Here is a 25,905-nt window from a genome sequence, read left to right as displayed (position 1 = left end):
TACCTTTTCAATCCTGTTGGATTTTTTTAGCCAACACTTTCTTCCAACTCTCTTCCAAACACTCAATCGCTAGCCACGGTTCAATTACATTGGCATCAAACTTTTCTTTTGAGTTTGCCAGTTGCCATAGCGTCTCTAATGTCGCAAACGGATAAGGGCGCTCAACCAAATATACGGGTAAATCAGCGTCTATAATGCCATCACGGACGACTTGGAAGTACCAGCCAGAGATACCTTGCTTGCTGACCCATGCCGCGATATTTGGTACTTTGGTAAATTGTCCAATTTGATCGTTGATTTTGTAGCAAGGGCAGCGTGGTTGGACAATCCGTAGTTGAACGCTAGCACCATCATTACTAGTATCTAAACCGTTTTCAAAGCCTCCTCCGTATTGAAAAATATCACCAATACAAACGGTAGATTCGGTCATTTCAGGCAAACCATCGACAGCTTCAGTCGTAAGGTTTTCTCCTAGCGTACCGACGCGAACTTTTAAGCCGAACTCTACATTGATTTTTTCATATGTTGCAGACGCTAGCTGATGCACGGCTTTCAATGGGCCACCATGATGCTTACGGTCAGCCTGTTCATCAGTGGTTAAGCCCATAAAGTTGACGGCGACAGGAGATTTGATAGGTGCTTTATCAATGGCGCTCATTTCCTCACGGGAAAATGGCATAGACTTGCCAGCGCGAACACAAGTGAGGGTAGCGATATGTAGGGGCAAGTCTTGGTTAAAGTCTGTTAAGGTTTGCTCAGGTGATGATGTGATCGATTCTGCGCTCATAAGGTTTCCTAATAAGTAGAATGAATAGGCTAAGGCGGCTTAATTTTGGCGGTTTAACTTTAGCGGTCAATAAATAATAATATGAAATGAGCTTATCTGTACTCAGTGATGTATTTGATTATACTGGTTCATCATCATAAAATTTACATAAAAAAAGACCAGAATAAGTATTCTGGTCTTTTTGGTGGAGCGTTTCTTAATTTTGAACGAATATCATCACTGACAAGCTTATTTGTTTTTGTTACGACGACCTGCAGTTTTCTTTTCGCGCGGCGTAGCAACTAGCTCAGCCAACTGCTCAGGTGATGACCATAGGCCTTCTAAGTCATAAAACTCACGTGCTTGTGGCGTCATCATGTGGACGACAACCGCGCCCAAATCGATCAACGTCCAATCAGAGTCGATGCCGCCTTCACGACCAAGTGGCATAAAACCAGCTTGCTTAGCTTCAGCGCCGACGCTATCAGCCATCGCACGTACATGACGCTTTGAGGTACCATCAGCGATGATGATGCGCTCTGTTACGTCAGTCAACTCTTCTACATTCATTACAGTGATGTTCTTTGCTTTCATATCATCTAGAGCGCTTTGTACTAGGGTCAAGCATTCTGTTAGGCGTTCTGCAGTCATGGTGTTGGTCATAAATTTTAATCTCTTGAATCGTAAATATGTAAAATAAAGGGGTAAAACGTCAATTTGTCTTATCCGACTGATCATATGTTGTCAGTCACGCATAAAGACAGGATAGGCAAAATGACATAGATAAGGCGATTTTAACGGAATTGAGCAGCAGAATATAGCTGATGGGCGATAATATATTGATAAACAGCAGGATTTAGCCATTTAGCTAATGGATTAGATTCAGTATTGCTAATGATATCATTTATTGATGCTATAGATGCGATTTGCCTCTCAGCGACTGGCATTTTATTTGTTTGATCGTCTAGTTTCTGTAGTTGTTCGCGTATTTGCGTACTCGATACAGCAGTAATAGGTCGCGAATCTATATAAATGCGTCCTTGAATGGCGTTTTTCAAGTCAGTGCTAGTCGGATCAGTGCTATTTGGATTAGTACTATTTGAGTTTGAGCTATCTGACGAGCGCTGAATGGTTTGAGTTAACAGCTCGATAGGTGAGTCCGTTATATGGGGCTGCAATGACAACGGTAATTGCGATTTTAAGAAATTAACATCTTCCGTAGTCGCTGTATTATTTTCAGAAAATATGTTGCTGTCAGAAAGTTTATTGCTAATGCCATCGCTAACATCGTTACTGCTCTGACGATTAAACACCCATAGATTGACATGGTCAGTGAGATGCAATCCATCTTTCCATTTGTCCAAACTATGTGCGCTGTCCATACCCATGATAAATATTAAATTATCATTAGGATATTGCTGTTTTAATGTGCGTACGCTGTCGATCGTATAGACAGGCGGCGCTTGCCATAGCTCCAGCTCATTGATCTGTATCGGCGTATTCTCCGTCGCTAGCTTTAGCATCGCTAAACGATGGTTAGGGTCTGTACTTTGGGTCTTAAATGGCGAGCGCGCATTGGGTAATAAGGACACGTGCAATGTGAGCTGTAGCTGCTTGGAAATTGGTAGTAGGTGCTGATAGACAGACATCGCGACTTCTAAATGACCATTATGTACGGGATCGAACGAGCCGCCAAGATAGGCACGAATGGCAGGTGCAGGTGTTTTTTCTTGAGGGCTGTTGCTCGTATTTGGCATAAATAAATGTGTAAAAGTAGATAGGGCGCATGTGGTCGTTGATGCACATTGCTCTTTTACTGGCTGGCCTCTTTAGATTAAATAACTTGATGATAGCGCTATTGTAGAGGGCAGGCGAGCATCTGTCACCACTGTCTGACCCCACAGTACCAATAAAAAACCGACCATCATAATGATAGTCGGCGTTGTATAGAACTTTAATTAGCGAGCCTTACAGCGACTAAATCAAATCGCTATACGCTTGGATAGCGGTTAACGCGATAGTATAGACGATATCGTCGACCAAGGCACCGCGTGATAAATCATTAACGGGTTTATTCAAGCCCTGCAGCATAGGGCCGACACTGACGACATTGGCACTACGTTGTACCGCTTTATATGTGGTGTTACCAGTATTGAGGTCAGGGAAGATAAAGACATTGGCTTGTCCAGCGACAGGTGAGTCTGGCGCTTTTTGCTTACCGACGCTCATGACCGATGCCGCATCATACTGTAGTGGGCCGTCGACTTTGAGGTCTGGTGCGCGCTCGCGAACGATTTGGGTTGCACGGGCGACTTTTTCGACATCTGCGCCTGCGCCTGATGAGCCAGTAGAATAGCTGATCATCGCCACTTTTGGGTCGATACCAAAGGCAGCAGCAGACTGTGCTGATTGAATAGCAATCTCTGCCAGCTCTTCAGCGTTAGGATCTGGGTTGATCGCACAGTCACCATAGACGACCACTTGCTCAGGTAGCAGCATAAAGAATACTGACGACACGAGTGAGTACTGCGGCGCGGTCTTGATCAGCTGAAATGCTGGGCGTACCGTATTGGCAGTGGTATGAATCGCACCTGAGACCAGACCATCGACTTCGTCTAGTTGGAGCATGATAGTACCTAGATAGACTGTGTCTTTTAGGTATTCAGCAGCGACTTCTGCAGTGGTTTTTCCTTTACGACGCTCGACGACAGCGGCGATATATTTGCTCATATCGAGGTTGTCAGGATCGATGATTTCTAACCCTTCAGGCAACGTCAAATCACGGTTTTTGGCCACTTGCTCAACGTCACTACGTTTAGCAAGTAATACGCAGTTGGCGATACCACGACTCTGACAGATACAGGCCGCTTCGACGGTACGTGGTTCCGCGCCTTCTGGTAGTACAATACGTTTTTTCGCGTGTTGTGACTTTTTGACCAATTGATGGCGAAACGCTGATGGTGACAGACGCGGTTCATGATTGCGGCTGAAGTATTCTTTAATCCAGCTTAGATCCAAATGCGCCGCCACATAACGAGCGACTTCATCAGCACGTTCTGTATCATCACTTGGAATCTCAGAACTCATATGCATCAGGCTCTGTACCGTCTCGTAGCTGTCGCTTTCGACACTCATGACGGGTATGCCAGTTTTGAGCGCTGATTGCCAAAGCTCAGCAACTGTCTCACTTGGGGTGATACCACCTGTCAACACCAGACCTGCCAATGGAACTCCATTGATACAGGCCAATCCAGCAGCCAATAGCAAGTCATCACGATCGCCGGGCACCACCATTAACGTACCACGCTTAAAGACTTCATTGACGCGCGCCACTGAACGAGCGGTTAGGCTGATTCGATTGATACGACGTGTCTTTGCTTCACCAACATTTAGCCAAGTCGCATCAAGCTCCGTTGCGATATCCCACGTGCGGGGCACAGATAGGGAGTCACTAAAAGGCACCACCCCAATAAGGCGGAATACTTCGGTATTGAACGAAGGTGATAGACGCTGAACCTCTTGTAGGAAGTTCGGATCTAAGCTGACAACGGCCTCACCCGGCGCGACAGGTTGATTGTCAAACGTGTTCGGCACGTCTTGTACCCGCATCAATATCACGCCTAGTGTCCGTGAATCGATGACACCGCCAAACTCACGGGCATGGACATCCAGTTTATCCGCTAAATAAGCAGGTTTACTGATATCAGCGGTACTGACAAATATAATTTTGGCGTCTAGCGCGTGAGCAAGTGCACGGTTGATTTGTGAAGCATAAGAGGTCTCAGTGGTTGGTACCAGACCTTCACAGATAATCACGTCATGACCATCATCGATCGTATGAAAATTGGCAATCACTTCTTCCATCAAGTCATCAAGATTGTCATCGCCTAGCATACGCTCGACGTGTTGACGGCTGATAGAATCAGGCGGATTTAGGCCAAATGCGTGCATGGTCAATGCGCTTGAGCTGTCTAAGCTGTGCTGTTTGTCTAGCGTATCATCTTGCAAAAACGGCTTCATAAAGCCCGCTTTGATACCGTTATAATCAAAGGCACGGATTAGCCCTAGTGCGGCTGATGTCACACCGATACCGCGACTAATGGGAACAAGTAAAATGGTTTGCATAATGTGTCCTACAATTTATTTTATTTTAGACGTCGAGTCATTTTGAGCAGCATAAGAAATGCAGTATAAAAACACCAAGCGCTTTATCTTACTTGTTCTCAGCTTTTTATAAGCGTCCAAAACGATAAGCGCTAGGCATTATAGTCAATCGTCTTATACTAATTTCAATGCTTGACGAGTCTCTTGAGCGATACGGTATTCTTCATCTGTTGGTATAACCCACAGCTCGACACTGCTACCTTCTGCTTGGAAGCTGCCTTCTTGACCACCGTACAATCCAGCGTTCTTTTCAGCGTCCATTTTGATACCGAAATGACGCATGACGGCTAAAATACTTGCGCGCGTCGTGACAGAGTTTTCGCCGATACCACCTGTGAACACAATACCAGTGAATTCAGGCAGTGCACAGCTTAAGCTGGCGAGGTATTTACCGGCGCGGTAGCAGAACATCTCGATGGCGAGCTGCGCATCTTTATGGCCTTCGCTCGCAGCTTGTTCAATAGTACGCAAATCATTTGATAGGCCAGAAATACCAAGCAGACCGCTCTCACTATTCAGCATCTTATCCGTTTCTTCTAGACTAATACCGAGCTGACGCTTTAGATGCATATGTAAGCTTGGGTCGACATCGCCGCTACGTGTGCCCATCATCAGTCCCTCAAGTGGGGTCAGACCCATGCTAGTATCGAGACTTTTGCCATCATATACGGCAGTTGCTGAGCAACCATTGCCTAGATGCGCGGTTATCCAGCCATGAGGACCTTTTGCTTCAGTGATTTGGCTAGCACGTTCTGAGACATAAGCATGAGACGTACCATGGAAGCCGTAACGACGGATTTTGTGCTCTTCGTATAAATATTTTGGCAACGCATAGCGGAAGGCAACAGGTGGCATGGTCTGGTGAAAGGCGGTGTCAAATACTACAACTTGTGGAATGTCAGGATAAATAGCTTGAACCGCTTCAATACCCAAAGCATTTGCAGGGTTATGTAGTGGAGCCAAGATTTTTAGGCGTTTTACTTCCTCTAACGCATGCTGATCAACACGAACGGCTTGAGAGTACTCACGGCCGCCATGTACCACACGGTGCCCGACTGCGATGAAGTGATATTGCTCTAGTAGCTCTAGAATTTTTTGCAGTGCCAGTTTGTGACTACCACCAGGGATAGAAATTTCTAACTTATCGCCATTTAGCGTGGTATGTTTGATACGGGCTGTATCGAGACCTAAGTTTTCGGCAAGACCGGTGATACGAGTAGAGTTGTCATCGCTGATCAACGCGTATTTGATAGAAGACGAACCGCAGTTGAGGACTAAAGTGGGGCTAGTTAGGGTTGATGTTTCGCTATTCTTATCATCAAAAGTGGTACTTAGGTTGGCGCTCATACTCTATCCTTAGATTGGTTTTTATAAAGGGCAAATCAATTATATCGTTCGTTCGATACAAAAAAGACGTCTATTGCCACGTCCTGTTTTATTATCATCAAATGCTACATCGCTGATATCTCAAGTGCTGTAGTAAGGGTCACTGAGACATGATGTCATTATTATATGGAGTTGATGAAGTTGATAACCGTCGAGTAAATAAAAATCAGCCATATCTATGCTGATCATACCAAGCAAGCATATTGGCGATTTTGTTTATACTTGGGCTACTATTTCTGACAGTGCTATGCATCCATGCTTATGAGGTAATGCGTATGCATCTCAGGCTAGCATCCTATTGCCGCCGCAAACTGGGAATATAATGTAACACATTTTTGTTTCTACACCACGACAGGGGCAAGGTTTAAAATGTGTGATTGATAAATTGCTAAATATGAAATAAATCGATTATATTCAGTGAGTTATAGAACTATAAATGGATAACTTGTATAGGCGGCATAACAGCGCTATTGCTCACGAAATTGTAAGAAATATTGTCGAGATACCCATATGTCATACATTCATATCTAAGCTCGCAGACGATATTACTATAAAAATTCGACTAATGTTTTAGAAAATATCCAACATCACGCAAATTTATTCACCAATCATATTCAGTATCCGTACAGCTTTATGTAATAATGCTATGATTAAAATAGTCATAATGGCAGTGCTTTAACTGCTGGTTTGGCTGTCCATTTGTTTTTTATTTATCACGATTTACTATTGCCATTATGCCGTCGTAAGCTCACAGGTTATCTATTATATGTCTACTATACACAGCCCCTCAGCAGCCAAGCATGCTAGCTCGTTCGCTCGTACCAGTCGTCAGGCTGTCGCCACTTTATTTATTGGCAGTGCGGTTATGCTAGGATTGTCAGGCTGCGGACAAAAAGGCGATCTATATTTGGCACACTCTAGTAGTCAAACGATAGAGGGCAGTGCGTCTGTACTGGATAGTACTAGCCATCCACAAGATGCAGCCTTTGCGGGTATCGACGATGATAACTATCAAAAAAACCGCTACCTAGAAGAGCAAATGGTGCTACCTGAGCCTAGTACTGACCCCAACGACTATTAATTGCTAAGCTATTAATTACTAGGCTAATAATTGCTAGGCTAATAATCGCTAAGCTGAGCCCGTAGATAGCGGTTAGGTGCTTTTTAATTAAAAGTTTAATTGACTTTTTAATTAACTGTCGATTCTTTACTGCCTGATTGACTAAATAGCTTTACTACCTAAATTTAATTTTCACCCTTGATAATCTGATTATATTAGAGATGTTTATATGAGTCATTCTGAACTACCTGCTGACTTAATCGATTCTGCTACTGGCGAATCCGTTACTATCCAAACTGAGCAAGGGTTGTATGTTGACCCGAAAGCGTTGAGTGCTCACTTGCCAGCGTTAAGCTATCGCGACGATGCATTGTATATGGAGCAGGTCAGTATCGATGAGTTGGCAAAACAATATGGTACACCTTGCTACGTGTATTCAAAGCAAGCAATATTGGACGTTTATCAAGCTTATACTGATAGCTTTGCCAGTCTGAATCATCAAGTATGCTATGCCGTAAAAGCAAACTCTAACCTTGCCGTGCTTGGTGTCTTGGCACAGGCGGGCGCTGGGTTTGATATTGTTTCCCGCGGTGAGCTTATGCGTGTGTTAGCCGCAGGTGGCGCAGCATCACGTGTGGTATTCTCAGGTGTAGGCAAAACGTATAGTGATATCGAATATGCGCTGACTCAAGGTATTGGCTGCTTCAATGTTGAGTCTATCAGCGAGCTGACTTTAATCAATGACGTGGCAAAGTCACTTGATAAGCCTGCGCCAATCTCGTTACGCGTCAACCCTAACGTCGATGCCAAAACCCATCCATATATCTCAACAGGTCTTAAAGACAACAAGTTCGGTATCACTCACGAAAACGCACTAGCGGTCTATCAGCAAGCGGCGGATTTATCACATATCGACATCGTTGGTATTGATTGTCATATCGGCTCGCAGTTGACTGAAGTAGAGCCGTTTGTTGCAGCATTAGATAAAGTTATTGAGCTGATACATAGCCTGCGTGACACAGGTATTGAGTTACATCATATCGATTTGGGCGGTGGTTTAGGTGTGCGCTATATTGATGAGACGCCTGTATCTATCGATGAGTTTGCCCAAGCATTATTACCAAAACTTAGCGAGCTTGGTTTGACTGTGTTCTTTGAGCCAGGTCGTAGTATCGTTGCCAATGCTGGCGTGCTATTGACTCAAGTTGACGTACTCAAGCCGACTGAGCATAAAAACTTTGCTATCGTTGATGCCGCGATGAATGACTTGATTCGTCCTGCTTTATATCAAGCTGAGATGGCGGTGATTCCGAGTGTGTTACCTAGTGCTGGTATCGATACGGATGGTACGCAGCCGTGGGATATCGTTGGCGCGATTTGTGAGACGGGTGATTTCTTGGCAAAAGACCGCCTACTGTCATTGGCCACAGGTGATGTACTGGCCATTACGGGCGCAGGTGCGTATGGTTTTACCATGAGCAGTAACTATAACTCACGCCCGCGTGCTAGCGAAGTGATGGTGTCTGGTGATAGTCATCAGCTTATTCGCAAGCGCGAAACGATTGAAGCGTTATATGCAGATGAATCGTTGTGGCAGGGTAAGTAGCACTATAAGAAGCGTTGATTGACATTGATATGGTCATCGATGGCTGTATTGATTAGATAGCTTTGTAATTATACTTTGTTGATTAAAGAGAACCCACTGTGGCGATAACAGTGGGTTTTTTTGTGCCCAATGCTAAGTAAGTAGGTCAGTTGTGAGATATACATATAACTTAGTATTTGATAGTGGTGATAATTATGATTGTATCTGACAGCGTGCTAATATAAGGCATACATAAAAATAGGATAGGACATCAAAGATATGCTAATAGAGTTTACTAAAATGCATGGGTTGGGTAATGATTTCATGGTCATTGATTTAGTGACCCAGCGCTTAGATTTGACCAAGGATTTGGTGCAGTTATTGGGCGATCGTCACCTAGGTATTGGTTTTGATCAGCTGCTCGTGGTTGAGCCACCTATGCGCCCTGATGTCGATTTCAGTTATCGTATCTTTAATACTGATGGCACCGAAGTCGAACAGTGCGGCAATGGCGCGCGTTGTTTTGCACGTTTTGTGCAGGCACGTAAACTGTCATTTAAGCAGCGTCTACGCGTTGAGACGGCCAGCGGCATTATTTCCCTGACTACTGATCGTTACGGTTGGGTAGATGTCGATATGGGCAAGCCTAAATTTGAGCCAGATGAGATTCCGTTTAGCCCAAGAGCGACGACTAAAATTCAAAACACCTATCACCTTGATGTAAATGGTACGCCTGTACAGCTGTACGTTGCCAATATGGGTAACCCGCACGCTGTGATAAAAGTCGATGACGTACTTGATGCTGAGGTTGAGACTTTAGGCAAGGCAATCGAGTCGCATCCTGCCTTTCCAGACCGCGTCAATGTGGGCTTTATGCAAGTGATGAATCAGCGCCACATTCGTCTACGTGTGTACGAGCGCGGCGTGGGTGAGACCCAAGCTTGTGGTACGGGCGCGTGTGCAGCAGTAGCCGTTGGTATACGTGAGGGTTGGCTCGATGAGGGTGAGGAAGTCCGCGCGCAGCTATATGGTGGCAGCATGATTATCAAATGGCAGCCAGGCTATTCAGTTACGATGACGGGCCCGACCGCTTTCGTCTATGAAGGCGTATTTAGTCCAGATGGCCTGATGGCACAAGCGGGTCTTAAACCCAATGCTGAAGGCTGATAACTGTTGTTAGGCCAATCGTATAAATGCCAAGGATGGTTCTAATATGGTTATGTCTACAAAAAAAGACACTCAGGCAGCGAGCTCAGTACCTTGGCTATCTACTGAGCTGGCCGCCAATATAGAGTCAGACGCTGCCTTACGAGAGCTACTCGCACCTGTACATCGTTGGCTCAATACATTGTCTGTGCGCAACCATTCGCCGCATACTCTGACCGCCTATTTCGCTGGTTTAAATCAACTGGCGTTATTTTTGCGTGGTAAGCGTCTAACGTGGACGCGCTGTGATAAACGGCAACTTGCCCAGCATATCAGTCAACGTCTTGATGAAGATAAGTTGGCACTTGCCAGTGTCCAGCAAGAGCTGTCTGCGATTCGACATTTTTATGGTTGGATGATTGAAGAAGAGCTAGCACGTATCAACCCAACCACTGGCTATCAGCTGAAGCGTAGTCCTAGACCGCTGCCTTCTATCGCTGATGTCGATTTACTGACTCAGCTACTCGATCAAGAGATTCCTGATACACCAGAGCAAGCGCGCTTATGGTTGCGTGACAAGGCTATGTTCGAATTGCTCTATAGTAGTGGCTTGCGTGTTGGCGAGTTGGTTGCACTCGATATGGCAGATGTAGACTTGTCTGACTTACGGGTACGAGTCACAGGTAAAGGAAATAAAACACGGCTAGTACCATTAGGGATAAAGGCCGCAGAAGCGATTAGTCGCTACCTACCACATCGTAACCTGTGGGTAGAGCAGATGGATAACGCACTATTCATCAGTGAAAAGCTTGGGACCAGATTATCAACACGGGCAGTGCAGCAGCGCTTAAAAGTTGCTGCTACTCGCGCAGGTATTGCCCAAAACATGTATCCCCATCTATTGCGTCATTGTTTTGCATCACATATGCTGTCAGGCAGTGGCGACTTGCGCGCCGTACAAGAGATGCTCGGGCATAGTGATATTAGCACCACGCAAATTTATACCCACGTTGATTTTGCAAAATTAACGCAAGTTTATGATCGCGCCCATCCACGAGCAACTCATGCTCAAAATGAAGAATTGCCTTAGCAATTAGGCATGAAACCCACTGAATTTCACAATTTACGCCAAACGATGGCAATCAAAGATAGGCAGCTTCTGACGGCCTTGCTCTTGTGCTTGCTTGTCTAATGACGCCATGACGATGGCATATTGTTTATCCAGTTCGCTATCGTCATAGCTTGCGATAACACTACTATCAAACGCTGTAATGGCTGCATGTCCCCATGTCTGGCGCGTACTACCATCTTTGTAAAGATGATCGCCACCTTGCGCTGCGCCGATGACCATACATTGACTGTCTAGAGCACGCGCTCGTAACAGCAGCGACCAGTGCGCTTGCCCAGTCAAGTACGTAAAGGCAGAAGGTGCACTCAACAGTTCAGCACCTGCTTGTCGCAGACGCTGCGCCAATGCTGGGAAGCGCAAATCAAAACATACCATCATGCCGAGTTGATAGACTGTATTGCCTACTGCTAGTGGCGCAATTACGGTCTGCGTACCCGGCTCAAAGGTCGCCGCTTCGTTATAGCTGCCATGCTTATCGGCCACAGTTGCGGTAAACAGATGAATCTTGTCGTAGCGTGCGACGCGGGTGCCATCTGGTGCAAACAGCTGGCTCACTTGGCGCAATCTACCATCAGGAACGACAGTACCATCAGGGCGATAATGGCAGGGTAACGAGCCTGCTAATACATGGATACCAGCGGTGCGGGCGTAGTCTGCTATCGTCGCTGATAAGTCGTCAAAACGCTCAGCAGTAGCAGATTGCTGTCCCATACTACAGCAGTTCTCAGGCAATACAACAAGCTCAGCACCTTGAGCTTGTGCGTCTGTGATAGCGGCTTTGATATCTGCTAGATTATCCTCAACATTCTGCTGACTGTTCATTTGAATAGCAGCGACGTTAAGTTGATGGTTACTTGAATTCATGACAATATTCCTATTGGGTGTGAGCTGTATTGGTCATTTACCGTAATTTATTTATTATAATATTTTCGCGGTAATGAGCAGACTGCTCGTATTTATGGATTGCTCATCCTTGCCAAGATGGTAGTCTGCTATCGATAGCAAACCAAACGTATCCGGACAAAACATAAATTATCATAGCAAAATTGTGGCAAAAAATGCTATCGTCATGTCCTGATAAGATTTATGTCGTTACCTTTACTGACAGAATAAACACAATATCACTAAGATCGGAGTGCAATAAGCCGCCCATGAGTATGTCGTTCGGATTGGCGACCACGCTGAGCAACTCACAAAAGCTAACCCCGCAAATGCAGCAAGCCATAAAATTGCTGCAGCTCTCTAGTCTTGAGCTCGCACAAGAGGTTCAGGCAAAACTAGATAGTAATCCATTACTTGAACGTATCGAAAACGATGACGAATACGACAGTGGTGACGATGAAATAGAGGAGTGGAGCGAGCCGTTGACGCTTGATAGCTGGAATCAAAGTAGCAGTGACTCATTCGACTCAGTACCTACTAGCGGTACAGAGTACAGTGGCGATAGTAGTGATAGCTTCAGTGATAGTTTGGATAAATTACAACAGCCTAATATCGATGATAGTGCAATAGATGTAGATAGCTATAGCAGTTCTGATGCCGATAGCTTTGATATAGGTAGCTTTGACACGGGTAACTATGCCTCTACCGCAACAGGCTCTGGCAATAGTAGGGGTGATGAAGATTTTGATAGTTACCAAGGCGGTACATCGTCCACCATTCAAGATCATGTGCGCTGGCAGCTGAACTTTAAGCGTTTATCAGAGGCCGATACGCTGATTGCAGAATATTTAATAGACTCCATGGACGATATGGGCTTTATTCGAATTGATATAGATGAGCTGCTGCAGAGCTTTGATACGATGGCAAGTTTCTATCAATGGGATGAGCGCGTTGAAAAAGAAGAGGTCTTAACTGTATTACGTATCATCCAGTCCTGTGATCCAGTTGGCGTGGGGGCGCGTCATTTAAGCGAGTGCTTATCGATTCAGCTATCTAAACTAGATGCCCGCACCGAATACCTACAAGAAGCCCAAGCGCTATTATCAGCGAGCGAGCATTTAGTCAGTAATAATATTAAAGCACTGACAGAACGCACAGGGCTTGCACCAGAATACATCACACCTGCGCTTACGCTACTACGTACCTTAAACGCTTCGCCAGGGCTGCTGTTCCAGTCTAGCCAGCCTGACTATGCCCAGTCGCCTGAGAGCTACGATATTCCAGATGTGCTGGTCACACCTGTTAGGAATAATAAGGCGACAAGTAACTCTGAAGCAGAAGAAGATGGCTGGTATGTACGCCTCAATCCAGACACCTTACCAAAACTACGCGTAAACCAAGAATATGCCAACTTGGTCAAGCGTGGCGATGACAGTCCTGACAATCAATATCTGCGCGAAAACCTTACCGATGCTCGATTGTTTATTCGTAGTATCGAAGAGCGCAATCAAAACCTACTCAAAGTAGCAACCAGCATTGTACGCTATCAACAAGAGTTCCTGCAGCGTGGTGCAACCGCCATGCAACCTCTGATATTAAAGGCAATTGCTGAAGAAGTTGACTTGCATGAGTCGACAGTCTCACGCCTTACCACCAGTAAAACTATCTTGACGCCGCAAGGGTTGTTTTCTTTGAAACACTTCTTCTCCTCTCACGTAAGTAGTGCTGATGGAGATATCTCATCGACCGCTATCAGTGCCATGATTAAAAAGCTCATCGCTGACGAAGATCCCAAAAAACCCTTATCAGACAGTCGTATCAAAGATGAGCTGTTAGCAGATGGTATCGATATAGCCAGAAGAACCGTCGCCAAATATCGTGAAGCAATGAATATTGGCTCGTCTACTCAGCGCAAACAGAAATACTAATTATCTAAGCTCATCTTTCTATAAGCTTAATGGCTACCTGTCTGTATAGTGCAATACAGATATAAAAAATAAAATTTTTTGATTATATAGAAACCAAGTAGAAATAATAGGTATTGTTACACTTAATTACAATTTAACGGCTTGCTACTGGGCGATTTTCATGACAAATTAGAGTCATACCAACAACGAAACCCAAGTGCCGATTTATAGTATTTATTTACAACTAATAAAGGAGACGATAAAAGGATACGTCGACACATTACTAGAGGCTTTGGTGTAGTTAGTGGTAAGGCAGGATGATAAGAGCAAGAATGCTACCTCATCTGTTGATTGGAAGTTACAAATAAAAGGACAACAATATGAATGTTTCTATCAGTGGTCATCATATCAGCGTTACCGAAGCTATGGACACAGCAGTACGCGAGAAGCTTGAAAAAGTAGAGCGTCACTTTGATCAGATACAAAGTATTCAAGTGATTTTATCGTTAGACAATAGCGGTGCTAGCGATGGCGGTAAAAAGAGCCATAAAGCTGAAGCAATTATGCGTGTCTCGGGTCAAGAAATGTTTGTCCAAGCGTATGAAGATGATATGTATAAAGCCATTAACGAGATGGCAGACAAGCTAGATAGACAAGTACGTAAGTACAAAACCCGTCAAGAGCGCAAAAAGACTCAGGGTGCAGGACGCGATAGTCGCTATCAGGATATAACCCCTGCAGAAGCAGTACCAGCAGCATAGTTCGAGTTTAAAAATTTGAACACTATCGTTACAAGTTAGTGAAAGTAGACTAAGAGAATAAAAAATTTATAAGTAGCTACTGCACTAGTTTGTAATTGACGTAAAAAAAGACCTCTAACGTGTAATACGTTGAGGTCTTTTTTATCATTAGTAAACTTAGAACGAAAATGAACTAGCTGTCAGCTCAAGCTTATCTGTCTAAACATTATCAACCACCGCCGACGGCTTGTACTACTTCGATATTCATTCCTTCTACGATACGTAGTTGAGCAAGCTCGCTCTTTGGCATCAGCTCGCCGTCTACTTCTACAGCATAACGACCTTGGCTAAGACCAAGCTCATTGATAACCAGTTGTACAGTCTGATGAGTGGTTTGCAAGCTTTTACCATTGACACTAATGGTGCTCATATTAAATACTCCCTACTAAATTAAAATTCCTGTTTATCTGCTATTCACTGCGTGTCTTTTGCTTTATTACTGATAGTTCGTTGCAGCTGATGCAAAGAGCTGAAAATAACAATAACTATTCTATTAAAAAGCTCAGTTAACTGAATCTTTTAATCGAAAGGCGGAAACGGCCAACCATAGCCAACCTGCAATCATAAGAACGCCGCCAATAGGCGTAATCGCACCAAACCAGCGCGGCGCACCAAGCGTCATGGCATACAGACTACCAGCAAAAATGATAATGCCAATTTGTAGTAACCAAGCGGTCGTCTGAGTAATATATTTCAAACGAATTAGCATACCGACAAGCAATAATCCCAGCGCATGTACAAATAAATATAGCGTTGCCGTATGCCACCATTCAAGCTGTTGGATGCTGACACGACCTTCTAGACCATGCGCACCAAATGCGCCCAAAGCAACAGCAATAGCCATATTAATTGCTGCAATACCAATCCAATTTAACATTGAACAATTCATATCATCTTAGGGCTATTGGATATCATCTGGCAGAATCACACTATCAATGGTCATCGCATCACGGATTTTGTCCATAGCATTTTTCTCAATCTGACGGACGCGTTCGGCTGAGATAGAGTAAACGGCTGCTAACTCATGCAAGGTGGATTTTTGCTCAGATAACCAACGCTGCTCGACGATATCACGCGAACGATCATCTAAGGTACCCATCGCAGCGATGAGTGCTGATGAGTTGTTTTCTTCCCAATCCGCTTCTTCTAACTGTTCAGCTGGATCGATACCATCTTCCAAAAATAGCTGAGGGGCATAGCGACCATCATCATCGTCGCTTGACTGCGCTTCAAACGAAGCATCATAAGAGGTTAGACGTGATTCCATCTCTAACACTTGCTTGCGTGTGACATTCAAGTCATTAGCAATAGCATCCGCTTCTTCTAGTGTCAGCTGATTGTTAGTCTTCTTAAGGCTACGCAAGTTAAAGAACAGCTTACGATGAGCTTTGGTGGTCGCAACTTTCACAATACGCCAGTTGCGAATCACAAACTCATGAATTTCAGCTTTGATCCAATGCACAGCAAAGGATACCAAACGTACGCCTTTATTCGGGTCAAAACGTTTGACCGCTTTCATCAATCCTAAGTTACCTTCTTGGATTAAATCTGCTTGCGGCAATCCGTAACCCGAGTAGCTACGTGCGATATGAATTACAAAACGTAGATGCGACATCACCAGTAGTCGAGCGGCTTCAACATCACCTTCATCATAATAGCGATGCGCCAACTCTTGCTCTTGTACCGGCGTTAGGATTGGGATTTGATGGACAGTATTGATATACGCACCCAAGTTGACCCCTGGCGCTGACAGGTGAGTTGGCATAGCTGGTACTAAGTCGCGCGTACTGGTATTGCCCAATGCACTCGCGTCATAGGGTGGTCGCTGAGCAGCGGCCTTTAATGCAGCATCGCGTGCATCATTTTTTATAGGAGCTGAGCCATCTTTTTTATTTGTATTTACAGCATCAGTAGAAGTATTAGCCATATTCTTGACCTTGGTTAAATAGTTAAGCAAATAGTCAGATAAAAATCTTTATGATTTAATTGTAAAGGATAGCAGCGCTTAGTTGCTATCAGTTTTGGTAATGATGAAGTGATATATTGTAGCGAAACGCTGTAATGATGTGCCATCAACTGACGAATGGTCAGTAACTTCATTGACCACTAACTTCAAATAATCTGCCGATTGTGATTGCTTACTTTGTCGACAAAACGCTGTGATATCAGCTTGCGAGTTAGGGTCGGTTGCAACCACATACAGTGATTCGCCAACTGTTACGTCACGTAATGCGACCTTAGTTTTTAATAATGGCATCGGACATGCAAGACCGCGTCCATCAACGAAGCTTTTTATATTTAGTTCAGATTGCTCTATAGCTACATTATCTGAGCTATGACTTTCAGTCGGTAGCAGCTCTAGTAAACTCGCAATGTCGTTCTGCTGTGCATCAGTCAAATTCGCTGATAACTGCATAAAGTGCGACACACGTTTGATGACTAATTCACTAGCAGCGGGCATAACTTAAACCTTGTAGATATCTATATTTTAATTTGTTTTATTAGCAATAGGCTTTGATGTTGAGTACGAACATAATCTATCAATCATAAATTACGAGGTCTTTATAACAGCCATCACAGTCATCTAAACCTACTATCATTGTTGCTCATTATACCAAATAGACAATGTATAGTTGCAGTTGAATATAATCAACGCTGTATTCGGTTCACTAGAATCATATAACCAAGAGTTGCACGATTAGCAGTTGCTCGATTAATAGTTATACGATTGAGACTTACTGCATAAATAATATCCCAATGAATAATTACACAGCCATGTTGCGCAATCGTGACGGGTGGCTAAGTTATTGGTAGTTAAGTTCATTGTAGAATTGACCTTGGATAAACAAGCTCGTATAGTCGAAAAGACGTCGTTAATTATCTTATAGGATATGCACTTGTACCAGGCTGATAGAACGAAGCGACCTGACAGCAACAGCTCTTTAGTAGCCAAAAGCTCCGTAGGTTTGCCACTTATGTTATTTAGGCGAAAAGGTAAAGGTCATTTTATGAGTGTAGCTGTGTTAAATAGTATCAAGGTAGGACTGTCAATAATGCTACTAGCCACGGCTAATGGTGCACATAGTCAAGAGAGTCAAACGCTGCCATTTTCTCATAACTCATGGCAAGTCACAGATCCGCAAACGCTAGAGCTACCAAATCTGCGCGGGCAAGGCTTGAGCTTTTCTGAGCAATATCAGAATAAAATGCTTGGCGAGTGGTCATTACAGAATATCAATGGCCGCGTCAGAATGGAACATGACCCTTGGGTACAAGAAACGATAAAAGACATGACGTGGCGTCTCAATGCCCAAGCCCGTCAGCAAGCACCACTTGGCGTCGTTATTATTGATAACCCCAGTATCAATGCTTTTGCAGCACCTGGCGGCATAATAGGTATCAATACTGGGACGATACTGTCAGCTAGTAGCATGGATGAGCTGGCGAGCGTCGTCGCGCATGAAGTCGCACATATCAGTCAACGACACTACGAAAGCGGCGCTGACGAACGTAAAAAAGCCTTGCTGATGCAGCTAGGCGGTATGCTAGCTGCGATTGCTGCCTCAGCTGTCGATGGTGATGCCGCTGCGGCTGTGATGATGGGCAGTCAGACAGCCTCTATGAATAGCAGCATGGCCTTTAGCCGTAGTAACGAACGTGAGGCTGACCGAGTAGGAATGCAGATTATGACCCAAGCGGGTTATGATCCTCGGGCGATGCCACGGTTCTTTGCTACGATGAATCAACAGAGTCAGTTGAACCAAGTTGAGAATCAATTCTTACCAAGCTTTGTACGCTCACACCCTCTGAGTAACGAGAGGTTGAGCGAGTCACAGAGTCGCGCCCAGAAGTATCCAGCGCTCTCATTGAGCCAGCAGCAGCGCCATCAAGCACTGTTTGATTTACTGTATTGGCGTGTGCAAGTGACTGGTAAACATGCCTCTGAAGTCACGCTGACAACGGCCGCCAAAAACAGTCTCGGAGCCAAACTTGCGCTAATGCATTGGTATGGAGAGCAGCAACGCTTTACAGATGCTAATAAGGTATTAGCTGAGATAAATGCGTTATCAAGCACGCAGCGTCAAAATTTAGAGCCTCTATTGTCGATTACCCACAGTCAGTTATTGAGTGAACAAGGCAAATGGCAACAAACCGTAGATGTCTTAGAAAGCCAGCAGCGCCTATATCCTGAGCGCCGTGACTTACGCCTTTATCTAGCCGAAGCGCTGACTAACAGTAATCAACCGATAAAAGCTCAAGCGCTGTTGAAGCCACTAACAGAACAGCAGCCAAGCGATCGTTATGCATGGCAAAGCTTGCAACTTGCCAATGAAAAACTTGCTAAGACCACCACCTCACCACAGTTAGCCAATATCGCGACGATTAATGCATTGCGCTATCGTAGTTATGATCAGCTATGGAATGGACGCTATGAGAGTGCGCTGACCTCTTTGACACAAGCCAAACAGTTGACGGAAAACCTGCAAACCACGGATCAAGCCAATAGTGCGCGTCCGTTATTGGCCAATATTAATGCAGAACTCAAAGCAATAAAAACCGCCCAAGACTTTAAGCCTTAGACGGTTATTTGTACAGATTAGCCTGCCAATCAATAGCAAGTGCTAGCCTTGTAGCGCTTCTTTGACCATTTTAGAAATCAAAGCAGGATCAGCACGGCCAGCTGTTTTATTCTTTAAAACACCCATGACGCTGCCCATATCGCGCATAGACGTAGCACCTTGCTCAGCGATTTCAGCATTTACCAATGCCATGATCTCGTCTTGATTCATTTGCTGCGGCATAAACTCGTTGATGATGTCAATCTCAAACTGCTCTTTGGTGGCCAAGTCATCACGGCCATTTTCTGTAAAGATAGTTAATGATTCTTGACGCTGCTTTAGCTGCTTTTGCAAAACTTCTAATACTTGCGCATCATCAAGTTCTGTTTGACGATCAATCTCAATTTGTTTCACTACTGACTGTACATTGCGCAGTACTTTGACGCGCTCAAGCTCACGAGCTTTCATTGAAACTTTGATATTGTCTGATAACGTCTGTTTAAGTTGGCTCACTGCTATTATCCTTATCGATCTGTTAAATGCTATTCGTTAGAGGTTGTTTGTTAAATTTTTAGAACCAAACCTGCTGATAGTGGTTTTAATAAAAAATTATGTCAGCAGTAATAACAAAAATTGTAGCATAAAAAACGCCACTGATATCGATTGATAACAGTGGCGTTAGTGTAGCGCTTGTACTTAACTAATCAGATTACTGATTAGTACATACGAGTGGTACGAATAGTTTCGCGTTGTAACTTCTTCTTATAACGCTTTACGGCAGCAGCTTTTTTACGCTTACGTACTTGCGTTGGTTTTTCATAAAACTCACGCTTACGTACGTCTGATAATACACCAGCTTTTTCACAAGCACGTTTGAAACGACGGATAGCGATATCAACTGGTTCGTTTTCTTTAACCTTAACTGCAGGCATGAAGACTCCTCGATTAGGATGAGATATAAGGGCATTAGTTTGGCTGTGTATTAGTATTTAGCCGTAATATCTCAAGATTACAGGCATCAGCTCAAACTAGGACAATTCTCACGCATTAGCGTAAGGGCAGGTATTTTAATAAAAAATACCAACAAAGTCAATGATTTTAAGCATTTATTGCTGATAAGGCATTCAATTAGATAGCTATTTGAATTTGGCTCTCAAACTATGAGTTCGACATATATACAACGCTTTATCAATAAAAAATCCCTACCGTCTATAACGGTTTGATTGGAGTTTATGCTATGATAATTCCCATATTATAGGGTCTATTGAACATTCAAATATTAGGGCTGCTGATGGCTAAAGTTACACCAAACTAGGCGAAAACCGACGATAATGTCGAGACCTTAGCTAGGTTTTCAACAACGGTTGGGGTAATTTTAGCATCAGCCTTTCAGGGCAGTACTCTTTTTTGCCAATATATGGCGAAATAATTTAACCTAGAATGTCTAGGCTTCAACAATTTCACTGCATATTGTCTAAAAAATAGTGACTGCCAGCACCACATTTGAAAGTTCAATAGACCCTAGTAAGCCTATGAACCGTTTTGTGTGTATTTTATTGAGGATGTTGGAATGAAAAAGACAGTATTTAACACGGCATTAAGCACCGCACTTATCGTAACTTTAGGTGTGAGCGTGAGCGCTTGTAGTGGCGGCGAAGAGCATGAAGAAGTAATGGCAATCGATCGCGTTGACGAAGCTGCTGAACTTGCCATCAAAAATGCGCCACCAGCTGAAGAAATGGAATTCCCAGAGACAGCACCGATGCCAGCGGCTGATGCTGCGGGTACAGAAGCTGACGGTACAGCTACTGCCGAAGCAGGAACGGCTGACGCTGATACTGCAGAAGCAGCCGCTACCGATAGTACGGATACAGCCGCTGCTTCTACTGACAGCGCCGATATGGCGGCTACTGACGATACAGCTGCAGCCACTGCCGAGTAACTTCGTGCTGACTTGACTATTAGCTCAATGGACTATTAAACAGTCATTAGTCGTAGATGTAAGTACTTTAAGCTTATATAACGCATCACTAATTGATTGCAGACTGACTAAGTAAGGGTAAAACCATGATTGATATACAACCGTATATGAACAAGCTGAAATTGTCTGTGATCAGCATGAGTGTGGTATTTGCTGTGAGTGCTTGTAGCGGTGATAACACAGCTACGGAAGAGTCTGCAATAGCCGATGAACCAGCTACCGCTATAGAAGAGAAAGCTGTATCAGAAACCGAAGGCACGACGCTTGTGTCTGTGGCTGAGCCAGATACAGAACCAAAAGCAGCAACAGAGTCTGCTGACATAGTAGATGACGCAGTGGCAACACCTGAAACTGATTCTGAGCCTGAAGTGTTGGCCGCAGATGCAGGGGCTAAACTGTATGAATCAAACTGTCAGGTGTGTCATGCTGCAGGTTTGCTCGATGCGCCAAAGTATGGTGATACAGCGGCTTGGACAGCTCGTCTGACCAAAGATAAAGAGACGCTATATATGCACTCGGCTAAAGGCTTTAATAAAATGCCAGCGCAAGCGGTAAATGGTGTGACCGAAGCACAAGTTAAAGCAGCGGTTGATTATATGCTAGCGTCGGTAAGCTGATACGGTATATATAGAGTATGTCAGCTATTGAAATTTGCTAAACTGGCCGTCATTGTGACTGACAATGACGGTTTTTTTATGCACGTTTTTTGTCATGCCAGTCTGAGAATATACAGCTGTATCAAGCGAATTTGAGATAGTGTGTGACTGGCTGTATTCGTTATCCAATTTCCCAGAATGATGTAAGATAAAAGTGCGACAAAAATAGCACGAAAACGAAAGTATAAAGGCAAAAGTATGAAAGTATTGGGCTTAGAAACCTCTTGTGATGAGACGGGGCTAGCGATTTTTGATAGTGAGCAAATAAATAGCGACAACCAAGGTTTGGTCGGGCAAGTACTGTATTCTCAGATTGAGCTGCACGCCCTGTATGGCGGCGTTGTACCTGAGCTTGCCAGTCGCGATCATATTCGTAAGCTCGTGCCGTTATTGAATGAGCTGCTAGAACAGTGCGATATGAAAAAAAGCGACATTGATGCGATTGCTTATACCAAAGGGCCTGGTCTTATTGGTGCATTGATGACAGGCGCACTATTTGGTCGTAGCTTGGCATATGGTTTGGATATTCCAGCGATTGGTATTCATCATATGGAAGGGCATCTTTTGGCACCGCTTATGGGTGCAAACCCTCCGGCGTTTCCTTTTGTCTCGCTACTAGTATCTGGTGGGCACACGCTACTGATTGCTGCTCATGGCGTAGGGCAGTATGAGATATTGGGTGAGTCGATAGACGATGCGGCGGGTGAGTGCTTTGATAAAGCGGCTAAGATGCTAGGCCTGCCTTATCCTGGCGGCCCTAATATTGCCAAACTGGCAGAAACTGGTAATCCTGACGCTTACGCACTACCAAGACCAATGCTACATCGGGGTCTAGACTTTTCGTTTAGTGGCATGAAAACGGCCGTACATAATCTGATTAAAGATACACCATGTTCGGGAGGGTCGGGTAATGGCGCTGACAGCGATCCGCAGGTTCGTGCTGATATTGCCGCCAGTTTTCAGCATGCAGTGGTCGACACGCTAGTGAAAAAATGTGTCAAAGCACTTAAGCAAGCAGATATGAGCCGCTTAGTAATTGCAGGTGGCGTCAGTGCCAATACGCATCTGCGCGAGATGCTAGAGGCAGAGCTGGCCAAGATAGATGCGACGGTTCATTATGCACCGCCTGCGCTATGTACGGACAATGGCGCGATGATTGCCTATGCAGGTTTTGAGCGCTTGCAAGCAGGACAGTTTGATGATTTGGCCGTTAGCTGTATTCCGCGCTGGCCAATGACAGAATTGCCAGCCGTATAAATGAGCATTTGGTCCAACACGTTTATATGAATTAAGGACAGTCTATGCAGTGGCTTGCTATTGGTTTGGGCGCAGCATTCGGTGCTTGTCTGCGAGCTTGGTTATCGCGTTTCAATGCTTTGCACGGTTGGGTGCCACTCGGTACCCTGAGCGCCAATATCTTAGGCGGACTGCTGATAGGGTTGGCGCTAGTGTGGTTTGAGCGTATGGGTAGCAACTTGTCCGATCACGTGCGCGTGTTTGTGATTACCGGATTTTTGGGTGGGTTAACTACCTTTAGTACGTTTAGTGCAGAGGTATTTGGCTTTATCCATGACGGGCGGCTGCTGGCAGGCTTAGCGCTCATCGGTTTGCATGTTGGGCTAACGTTACTGGCAACCGCGCTTGGCTTTTATTTCTTTAAGCTAGTTTTGTAGGCGTTGATAGATATTAATTGTTTAAGAGTCTGTTTTAAGTAGTCTATTAATACGTTTGGAGAGTGAATTAGCTGGTTCCGTTGGGGTATACCTTAACTGAAACAGTTAAACACCTTCAAATACGTATATAAATTTTAAAATTGAGTACATTGATGAGGAATTTCAGAAAAAATGATAGGTATGTTTTAGTTAATATGACAGGGAATAAAAATAATTATCTATCAATAAAGCTTAGCGATAGAAAAAGTAAAACTATATTTAGAGACTTAGAAAGTAAGATTATTAATTGCAATGTCAATTCAGACATGATCCTCAGTCAAGTAGAAAGGGCGTTGATTAGAATCAAACATAAGTATAAATTAGAGTTTTACATAACAGAAATTGAGTTCATATCTTCTGATAGCTTTTCAGAGGATATCTATGAACAAATGACGTTTAGACTTTTAAGTAATATTACCTCCAAAGAGCATCCAAACTCTGCATAAATGTTATTTAAATTAGATGCCAAGTGACCTACTACAGTAATGAGAAAGCAGCTTAGAGTTCGATGCCTGTATAGCGCACCGAACATGCTTCCATAATGACGTTAAATCACTACCTTTTTACCGTCTAAAATGGAGAATACAAAACTCCTCGACTGTTCCGATAACAGATGTCGCGGTAAAACGTTAGCAAATAGAGAGTGAATGCTATGAAGGGCAGATTAATAGTCGTACCAACCTCAAAAGAGGCGGAGCAAAGACTAGATTATGATAAATGTACAGATAGTGATTTAATTGAATATAATTTGAATGAGAAGGAATTTGATGAATTATATGATATAGGATTTTTCATTGAACTAAATGATAAATTAGGATTGATGATCGATGACTACGAATCCGAAGAAATATTAGAGGATAAGCTAAAAAACTTAGAAGATTTTATGGAGTATTATCTTGGTAAAAATCCAAGAAATATACTACTTAGAAATCTCAATGATTTGTTCCAAGTTGCTTATGAAAAAAGAACGGGAGTATTCTTCTTCTTTTAATTAATCAGACTATTTTAAGATGGTAATTCTCCAAGTTTGTTTCTACGAATTTGATAGCAAAGGGCACTAAGCAGTTAGCGGTGAATCTTAGTAATCATCAAGCTAAGCTCATCAAGTACACTCAGATGTATACTGATTCAATATATAAACCTATACCTATTGAAATCACTTGGGCTACAGCCCAAGTTTCAAGTCCTCACTAGGGAACCATTATTTACCATAACATTCATTACGATATGAAAAGGTGAATAATATTTCATCACTATAAAAAAGTGATTAGTAATGAAACTATAACGGCTTCACTATCCCTTCCAATAAGCTCGCAAATCCCTGCATATACGCCGTATCTTTACTTGAGATACGCGTTGCGGCGTACAGCTGACAATGCACACCCTTTCCTAGTGGCCGCGAGACGACCCAGCCTTTTCTCTCGTATTCAGCAACCACCCAATCAGGCAATGCTGCCACGCCGCGCTCACTAGCAACCAACTGAATCAGCATCGCGGTCAGCTCTGTCGTACGAACACTCTTAAAGCTTACTTGTGCTGGCGTCATAAAATTAGCAATGATATCGAGGCGTTTGGCTTCTACGGGATAGGCAATCAATGTCTCATTAACCAAATCATCAGGGTCAATAAATTTCTGAGCAGCTAAATCATGCGTTGGTGAAAGTACCAAACGGCTTTCATACTCAAACAATGGCTGATAGCTGATACCGTCGAGCGGTAAATCACTGGTAGTGATAAGCAGATCAATATCACCTTCCATAAGTAGATGATGCGGCTCAGGCTCAAACCCTGTGGCAAAGTCTAGCTCAACATCTGACCACTCACGGCGATAGTGGTTAAGTATCGGCATCAGCCAATCAAAGCAGCTGTGGCACTCTGATGCTAGGCGTAATCTACCTGCTTGACCATGTGCTAAGCGTTTAAGGTTGGATTTGGTACGGGTAACTTGCGGCAAGATACTGTCTGCCAATGCCAATACTGCTTTGCCTGCTGGCGTAAAACTAAGCGGGCGCGTCCGACGATTGACCAAGCTAATGTCGTAATAGTTCTCAAGCTCTTTCAGTTGATGTGAAACGGCAGAGGCGGTAACGTGTAGTTCATCGGCCGCTGCTGCAAGTGAACCATACGCTCGTAGCGCGGTTAATGTATTAAGATGACGTAGCTCAAGCATAA

Annotated in this window: 25 protein-coding genes; 12 read left to right on the top strand and 13 right to left on the bottom strand. The window is 44.0% G+C overall.

Annotated features, from left to right (window positions below):
• Positions 1-7 precede the first annotated feature (7 nt).
• From ACTXGF_RS25985 to ACTXGF_RS25965, 5 genes are all read right to left on the bottom strand, one after another.
• Positions 8-787: an MOSC domain-containing protein gene (locus tag ACTXGF_RS25985; RefSeq protein ID WP_443533334.1), complete on the bottom strand. Its 780-nt coding sequence runs from the start codon at positions 785-787 to the stop codon at positions 8-10.
• A gap of 228 nt (positions 788-1,015) precedes the next feature.
• Positions 1,016-1,429: a ribosome silencing factor gene (gene rsfS, locus ACTXGF_RS25980; RefSeq protein WP_057758112.1), complete on the bottom strand. Its 414-nt coding sequence runs from the start codon at positions 1,427-1,429 to the stop codon at positions 1,016-1,018.
• Between the two features lie 131 nt (positions 1,430-1,560).
• Entirely contained in the window at positions 1,561-2,523 is a 963-nt protein-coding gene (locus tag ACTXGF_RS25975) for a nicotinate-nicotinamide nucleotide adenylyltransferase (protein ID WP_443533336.1), read from the bottom strand.
• A gap of 220 nt (positions 2,524-2,743) precedes the next feature.
• On the bottom strand, positions 2,744-4,891 hold the full coding sequence (gene pta, locus ACTXGF_RS25970) for a phosphate acetyltransferase (protein WP_443533338.1): 2,148 nt from the start codon (positions 4,889-4,891) through the stop codon (positions 2,744-2,746).
• A 153-nt stretch (positions 4,892-5,044) separates the two neighbouring features.
• The gene (locus ACTXGF_RS25965) at positions 5,045-6,277 is read right to left on the bottom strand and encodes an acetate/propionate family kinase (RefSeq protein WP_443533340.1); all 1,233 of its coding nucleotides are present in this window, start codon (positions 6,275-6,277) and stop codon (positions 5,045-5,047) included.
• Positions 6,278-7,082: 805 nt separating this feature from the next.
• On the opposite strand from ACTXGF_RS25965, the gene lptM reads away from it, so the two are divergent.
• From lptM to ACTXGF_RS25945, 4 genes are all read left to right on the top strand, one after another.
• Complete coding sequence (lptM, locus tag ACTXGF_RS25960; RefSeq protein ID WP_443533342.1) at positions 7,083-7,397, top strand: LPS translocon maturation chaperone LptM; 315 nt, start codon at positions 7,083-7,085, stop codon at positions 7,395-7,397.
• 208 nt (positions 7,398-7,605) lie between these two features.
• A complete protein-coding gene (gene lysA / locus ACTXGF_RS25955) occupies positions 7,606-8,982 on the top strand; it encodes a diaminopimelate decarboxylase (RefSeq protein WP_443533344.1) in 1,377 nt (458 codons plus the stop codon).
• A gap of 258 nt (positions 8,983-9,240) precedes the next feature.
• Complete coding sequence (dapF, locus tag ACTXGF_RS25950; RefSeq protein WP_057758121.1) at positions 9,241-10,128, top strand: diaminopimelate epimerase; 888 nt, start codon at positions 9,241-9,243, stop codon at positions 10,126-10,128.
• Positions 10,129-10,174: 46 nt separating this feature from the next.
• On the top strand, positions 10,175-11,197 hold the full coding sequence (locus tag ACTXGF_RS25945) for a tyrosine recombinase XerC (RefSeq protein WP_443533346.1): 1,023 nt from the start codon (positions 10,175-10,177) through the stop codon (positions 11,195-11,197).
• Positions 11,198-11,230: 33 nt separating this feature from the next.
• On the opposite strand, the gene ACTXGF_RS25940 is transcribed toward ACTXGF_RS25945, so the two are convergent.
• Entirely contained in the window at positions 11,231-12,100 is an 870-nt protein-coding gene (locus tag ACTXGF_RS25940; protein WP_443533348.1) for a nitrilase-related carbon-nitrogen hydrolase, read from the bottom strand.
• Positions 12,101-12,387: 287 nt separating this feature from the next.
• On the opposite strand from ACTXGF_RS25940, the gene rpoN reads away from it, so the two are divergent.
• Together rpoN and hpf are read left to right on the top strand one after the other, a co-directional pair.
• Entirely contained in the window at positions 12,388-14,046 is a 1,659-nt protein-coding gene (rpoN, locus tag ACTXGF_RS25935) for an RNA polymerase factor sigma-54 (protein ID WP_443533350.1), read from the top strand.
• Positions 14,047-14,405: 359 nt separating this feature from the next.
• Positions 14,406-14,786: a ribosome hibernation-promoting factor, HPF/YfiA family gene (gene hpf / locus ACTXGF_RS25930; protein WP_443533352.1), complete on the top strand. Its 381-nt coding sequence runs from the start codon at positions 14,406-14,408 to the stop codon at positions 14,784-14,786.
• 208 nt (positions 14,787-14,994) lie between these two features.
• On the opposite strand, the gene thiS is transcribed toward hpf, so the two are convergent.
• The 4 genes from thiS to ACTXGF_RS25910 form a co-directional block, all read right to left on the bottom strand.
• Positions 14,995-15,195: a sulfur carrier protein ThiS gene (gene thiS / locus ACTXGF_RS25925; protein WP_057758131.1), complete on the bottom strand. Its 201-nt coding sequence runs from the start codon at positions 15,193-15,195 to the stop codon at positions 14,995-14,997.
• Between the two features lie 132 nt (positions 15,196-15,327).
• Positions 15,328-15,702 carry a DUF423 domain-containing protein gene (locus tag ACTXGF_RS25920; protein WP_443533354.1) on the bottom strand — a complete coding sequence of 125 codons (375 nt, stop codon included), beginning with the start codon at positions 15,700-15,702 and terminating at the stop codon, positions 15,328-15,330.
• 24 nt (positions 15,703-15,726) lie between these two features.
• Positions 15,727-16,590, bottom strand: coding sequence for an RNA polymerase sigma factor RpoH (gene rpoH / locus ACTXGF_RS25915; protein WP_197099889.1), 864 nt, complete (start codon positions 16,588-16,590; stop codon positions 15,727-15,729).
• Positions 16,591-16,830: 240 nt separating this feature from the next.
• Positions 16,831-17,286 carry a sulfurtransferase TusA family protein gene (locus tag ACTXGF_RS25910; protein ID WP_443533356.1) on the bottom strand — a complete coding sequence of 152 codons (456 nt, stop codon included), beginning with the start codon at positions 17,284-17,286 and terminating at the stop codon, positions 16,831-16,833.
• Positions 17,287-17,833: 547 nt separating this feature from the next.
• On the opposite strand from ACTXGF_RS25910, the gene ACTXGF_RS25905 reads away from it, so the two are divergent.
• Positions 17,834-19,405 (top strand): M48 family metalloprotease, encoded by a 1,572-nt coding sequence (locus ACTXGF_RS25905; RefSeq protein ID WP_443533358.1) that lies wholly within the window; start codon positions 17,834-17,836, stop codon positions 19,403-19,405.
• A gap of 42 nt (positions 19,406-19,447) precedes the next feature.
• On the opposite strand, the gene ACTXGF_RS25900 is transcribed toward ACTXGF_RS25905, so the two are convergent.
• Together ACTXGF_RS25900 and rpsU are read right to left on the bottom strand one after the other, a co-directional pair.
• On the bottom strand, positions 19,448-19,897 hold the full coding sequence (locus tag ACTXGF_RS25900) for a GatB/YqeY domain-containing protein (protein ID WP_102094673.1): 450 nt from the start codon (positions 19,895-19,897) through the stop codon (positions 19,448-19,450).
• A gap of 203 nt (positions 19,898-20,100) precedes the next feature.
• A complete protein-coding gene (gene rpsU, locus ACTXGF_RS25895) occupies positions 20,101-20,316 on the bottom strand; it encodes a 30S ribosomal protein S21 (protein ID WP_010195908.1) in 216 nt (71 codons plus the stop codon).
• Positions 20,317-20,954: 638 nt separating this feature from the next.
• Here rpsU and ACTXGF_RS25890 point away from each other — a divergent pair.
• The 5 genes from ACTXGF_RS25890 to ACTXGF_RS25870 all read left to right on the top strand — a co-directional run bounded on the left by ACTXGF_RS25890 (position 20,955) and on the right by ACTXGF_RS25870 (position 24,724).
• Positions 20,955-21,326, top strand: coding sequence for a hypothetical protein (locus ACTXGF_RS25890; protein WP_443533360.1), 372 nt, complete (start codon positions 20,955-20,957; stop codon positions 21,324-21,326).
• A 125-nt stretch (positions 21,327-21,451) separates the two neighbouring features.
• Positions 21,452-21,982: a c-type cytochrome gene (locus tag ACTXGF_RS25885; protein WP_443533362.1), complete on the top strand. Its 531-nt coding sequence runs from the start codon at positions 21,452-21,454 to the stop codon at positions 21,980-21,982.
• A 237-nt stretch (positions 21,983-22,219) separates the two neighbouring features.
• A complete protein-coding gene (gene tsaD, locus ACTXGF_RS25880; RefSeq protein ID WP_443533364.1) occupies positions 22,220-23,278 on the top strand; it encodes a tRNA (adenosine(37)-N6)-threonylcarbamoyltransferase complex transferase subunit TsaD in 1,059 nt (352 codons plus the stop codon).
• A 44-nt stretch (positions 23,279-23,322) separates the two neighbouring features.
• Entirely contained in the window at positions 23,323-23,694 is a 372-nt protein-coding gene (gene crcB, locus ACTXGF_RS25875) for a fluoride efflux transporter CrcB (protein ID WP_102078044.1), read from the top strand.
• A gap of 691 nt (positions 23,695-24,385) precedes the next feature.
• Positions 24,386-24,724, top strand: a complete 339-nt coding sequence (locus ACTXGF_RS25870; RefSeq protein ID WP_443533366.1) for a hypothetical protein — start codon at positions 24,386-24,388, stop codon at positions 24,722-24,724.
• A gap of 288 nt (positions 24,725-25,012) precedes the next feature.
• Here ACTXGF_RS25870 and ACTXGF_RS25865 read toward each other — a convergent pair whose 3' ends face one another.
• On the bottom strand, positions 25,013-25,903 hold the full coding sequence (locus ACTXGF_RS25865) for a LysR family transcriptional regulator (protein ID WP_443533368.1): 891 nt from the start codon (positions 25,901-25,903) through the stop codon (positions 25,013-25,015).
• Positions 25,904-25,905 lie beyond the last annotated feature (2 nt).

The sequence above is a fragment of the Psychrobacter sp. 1Y6 genome, assembly GCF_052258385.2.
Classification (GTDB): domain Bacteria; phylum Pseudomonadota; class Gammaproteobacteria; order Pseudomonadales; family Moraxellaceae; genus Psychrobacter.
The sequence above is the reverse complement of the archived record's forward strand: the minus strand, read 5'-3'. Positions and strand labels throughout refer to the sequence as shown.

Excerpts from the sequence above, each read along its gene's own strand:
- ACTXGF_RS25985 (WP_443533334.1), bottom strand. The coding sequence starts at position 787 with ATGAGCGCAGAATCGATCACATCATCACCTGAGCAAACCTTAACAGAC.
- rsfS (WP_057758112.1), bottom strand. The coding sequence starts at position 1,429 with ATGACCAACACCATGACTGCAGAACGCCTAACAGAATGCTTGACCCTA.
- ACTXGF_RS25975 (WP_443533336.1), bottom strand. The coding sequence starts at position 2,523 with ATGCCAAATACGAGCAACAGCCCTCAAGAAAAAACACCTGCACCTGCC.
- pta (WP_443533338.1), bottom strand. The coding sequence starts at position 4,891 with ATGCAAACCATTTTACTTGTTCCCATTAGTCGCGGTATCGGTGTGACA.
- ACTXGF_RS25965 (WP_443533340.1), bottom strand. The coding sequence starts at position 6,277 with ATGAGCGCCAACCTAAGTACCACTTTTGATGATAAGAATAGCGAAACA.
- lptM (WP_443533342.1), top strand. The coding sequence starts at position 7,083 with ATGTCTACTATACACAGCCCCTCAGCAGCCAAGCATGCTAGCTCGTTC.
- lysA (WP_443533344.1), top strand. The coding sequence starts at position 7,606 with ATGAGTCATTCTGAACTACCTGCTGACTTAATCGATTCTGCTACTGGC.
- dapF (WP_057758121.1), top strand. The coding sequence starts at position 9,241 with ATGCTAATAGAGTTTACTAAAATGCATGGGTTGGGTAATGATTTCATG.
- ACTXGF_RS25945 (WP_443533346.1), top strand. The coding sequence starts at position 10,175 with ATGGTTATGTCTACAAAAAAAGACACTCAGGCAGCGAGCTCAGTACCT.
- ACTXGF_RS25940 (WP_443533348.1), bottom strand. The coding sequence starts at position 12,100 with ATGAATTCAAGTAACCATCAACTTAACGTCGCTGCTATTCAAATGAAC.
- rpoN (WP_443533350.1), top strand. The coding sequence starts at position 12,388 with ATGAGTATGTCGTTCGGATTGGCGACCACGCTGAGCAACTCACAAAAG.
- hpf (WP_443533352.1), top strand. The coding sequence starts at position 14,406 with ATGAATGTTTCTATCAGTGGTCATCATATCAGCGTTACCGAAGCTATG.
- thiS (WP_057758131.1), bottom strand. The coding sequence starts at position 15,195 with ATGAGCACCATTAGTGTCAATGGTAAAAGCTTGCAAACCACTCATCAG.
- ACTXGF_RS25920 (WP_443533354.1), bottom strand. The coding sequence starts at position 15,702 with ATGTTAAATTGGATTGGTATTGCAGCAATTAATATGGCTATTGCTGTT.
- rpoH (WP_197099889.1), bottom strand. The coding sequence starts at position 16,590 with ATGCCAACTCACCTGTCAGCGCCAGGGGTCAACTTGGGTGCGTATATC.
- ACTXGF_RS25910 (WP_443533356.1), bottom strand. The coding sequence starts at position 17,286 with ATGCCCGCTGCTAGTGAATTAGTCATCAAACGTGTGTCGCACTTTATG.
- ACTXGF_RS25905 (WP_443533358.1), top strand. The coding sequence starts at position 17,834 with ATGAGTGTAGCTGTGTTAAATAGTATCAAGGTAGGACTGTCAATAATG.
- rpsU (WP_010195908.1), bottom strand. The coding sequence starts at position 20,316 with ATGCCTGCAGTTAAGGTTAAAGAAAACGAACCAGTTGATATCGCTATC.
- ACTXGF_RS25890 (WP_443533360.1), top strand. The coding sequence starts at position 20,955 with ATGAAAAAGACAGTATTTAACACGGCATTAAGCACCGCACTTATCGTA.
- ACTXGF_RS25885 (WP_443533362.1), top strand. The coding sequence starts at position 21,452 with ATGATTGATATACAACCGTATATGAACAAGCTGAAATTGTCTGTGATC.
- tsaD (WP_443533364.1), top strand. The coding sequence starts at position 22,220 with ATGAAAGTATTGGGCTTAGAAACCTCTTGTGATGAGACGGGGCTAGCG.
- crcB (WP_102078044.1), top strand. The coding sequence starts at position 23,323 with ATGCAGTGGCTTGCTATTGGTTTGGGCGCAGCATTCGGTGCTTGTCTG.
- ACTXGF_RS25870 (WP_443533366.1), top strand. The coding sequence starts at position 24,386 with ATGAAGGGCAGATTAATAGTCGTACCAACCTCAAAAGAGGCGGAGCAA.
- ACTXGF_RS25865 (WP_443533368.1), bottom strand. The coding sequence starts at position 25,903 with ATGCTTGAGCTACGTCATCTTAATACATTAACCGCGCTACGAGCGTAT.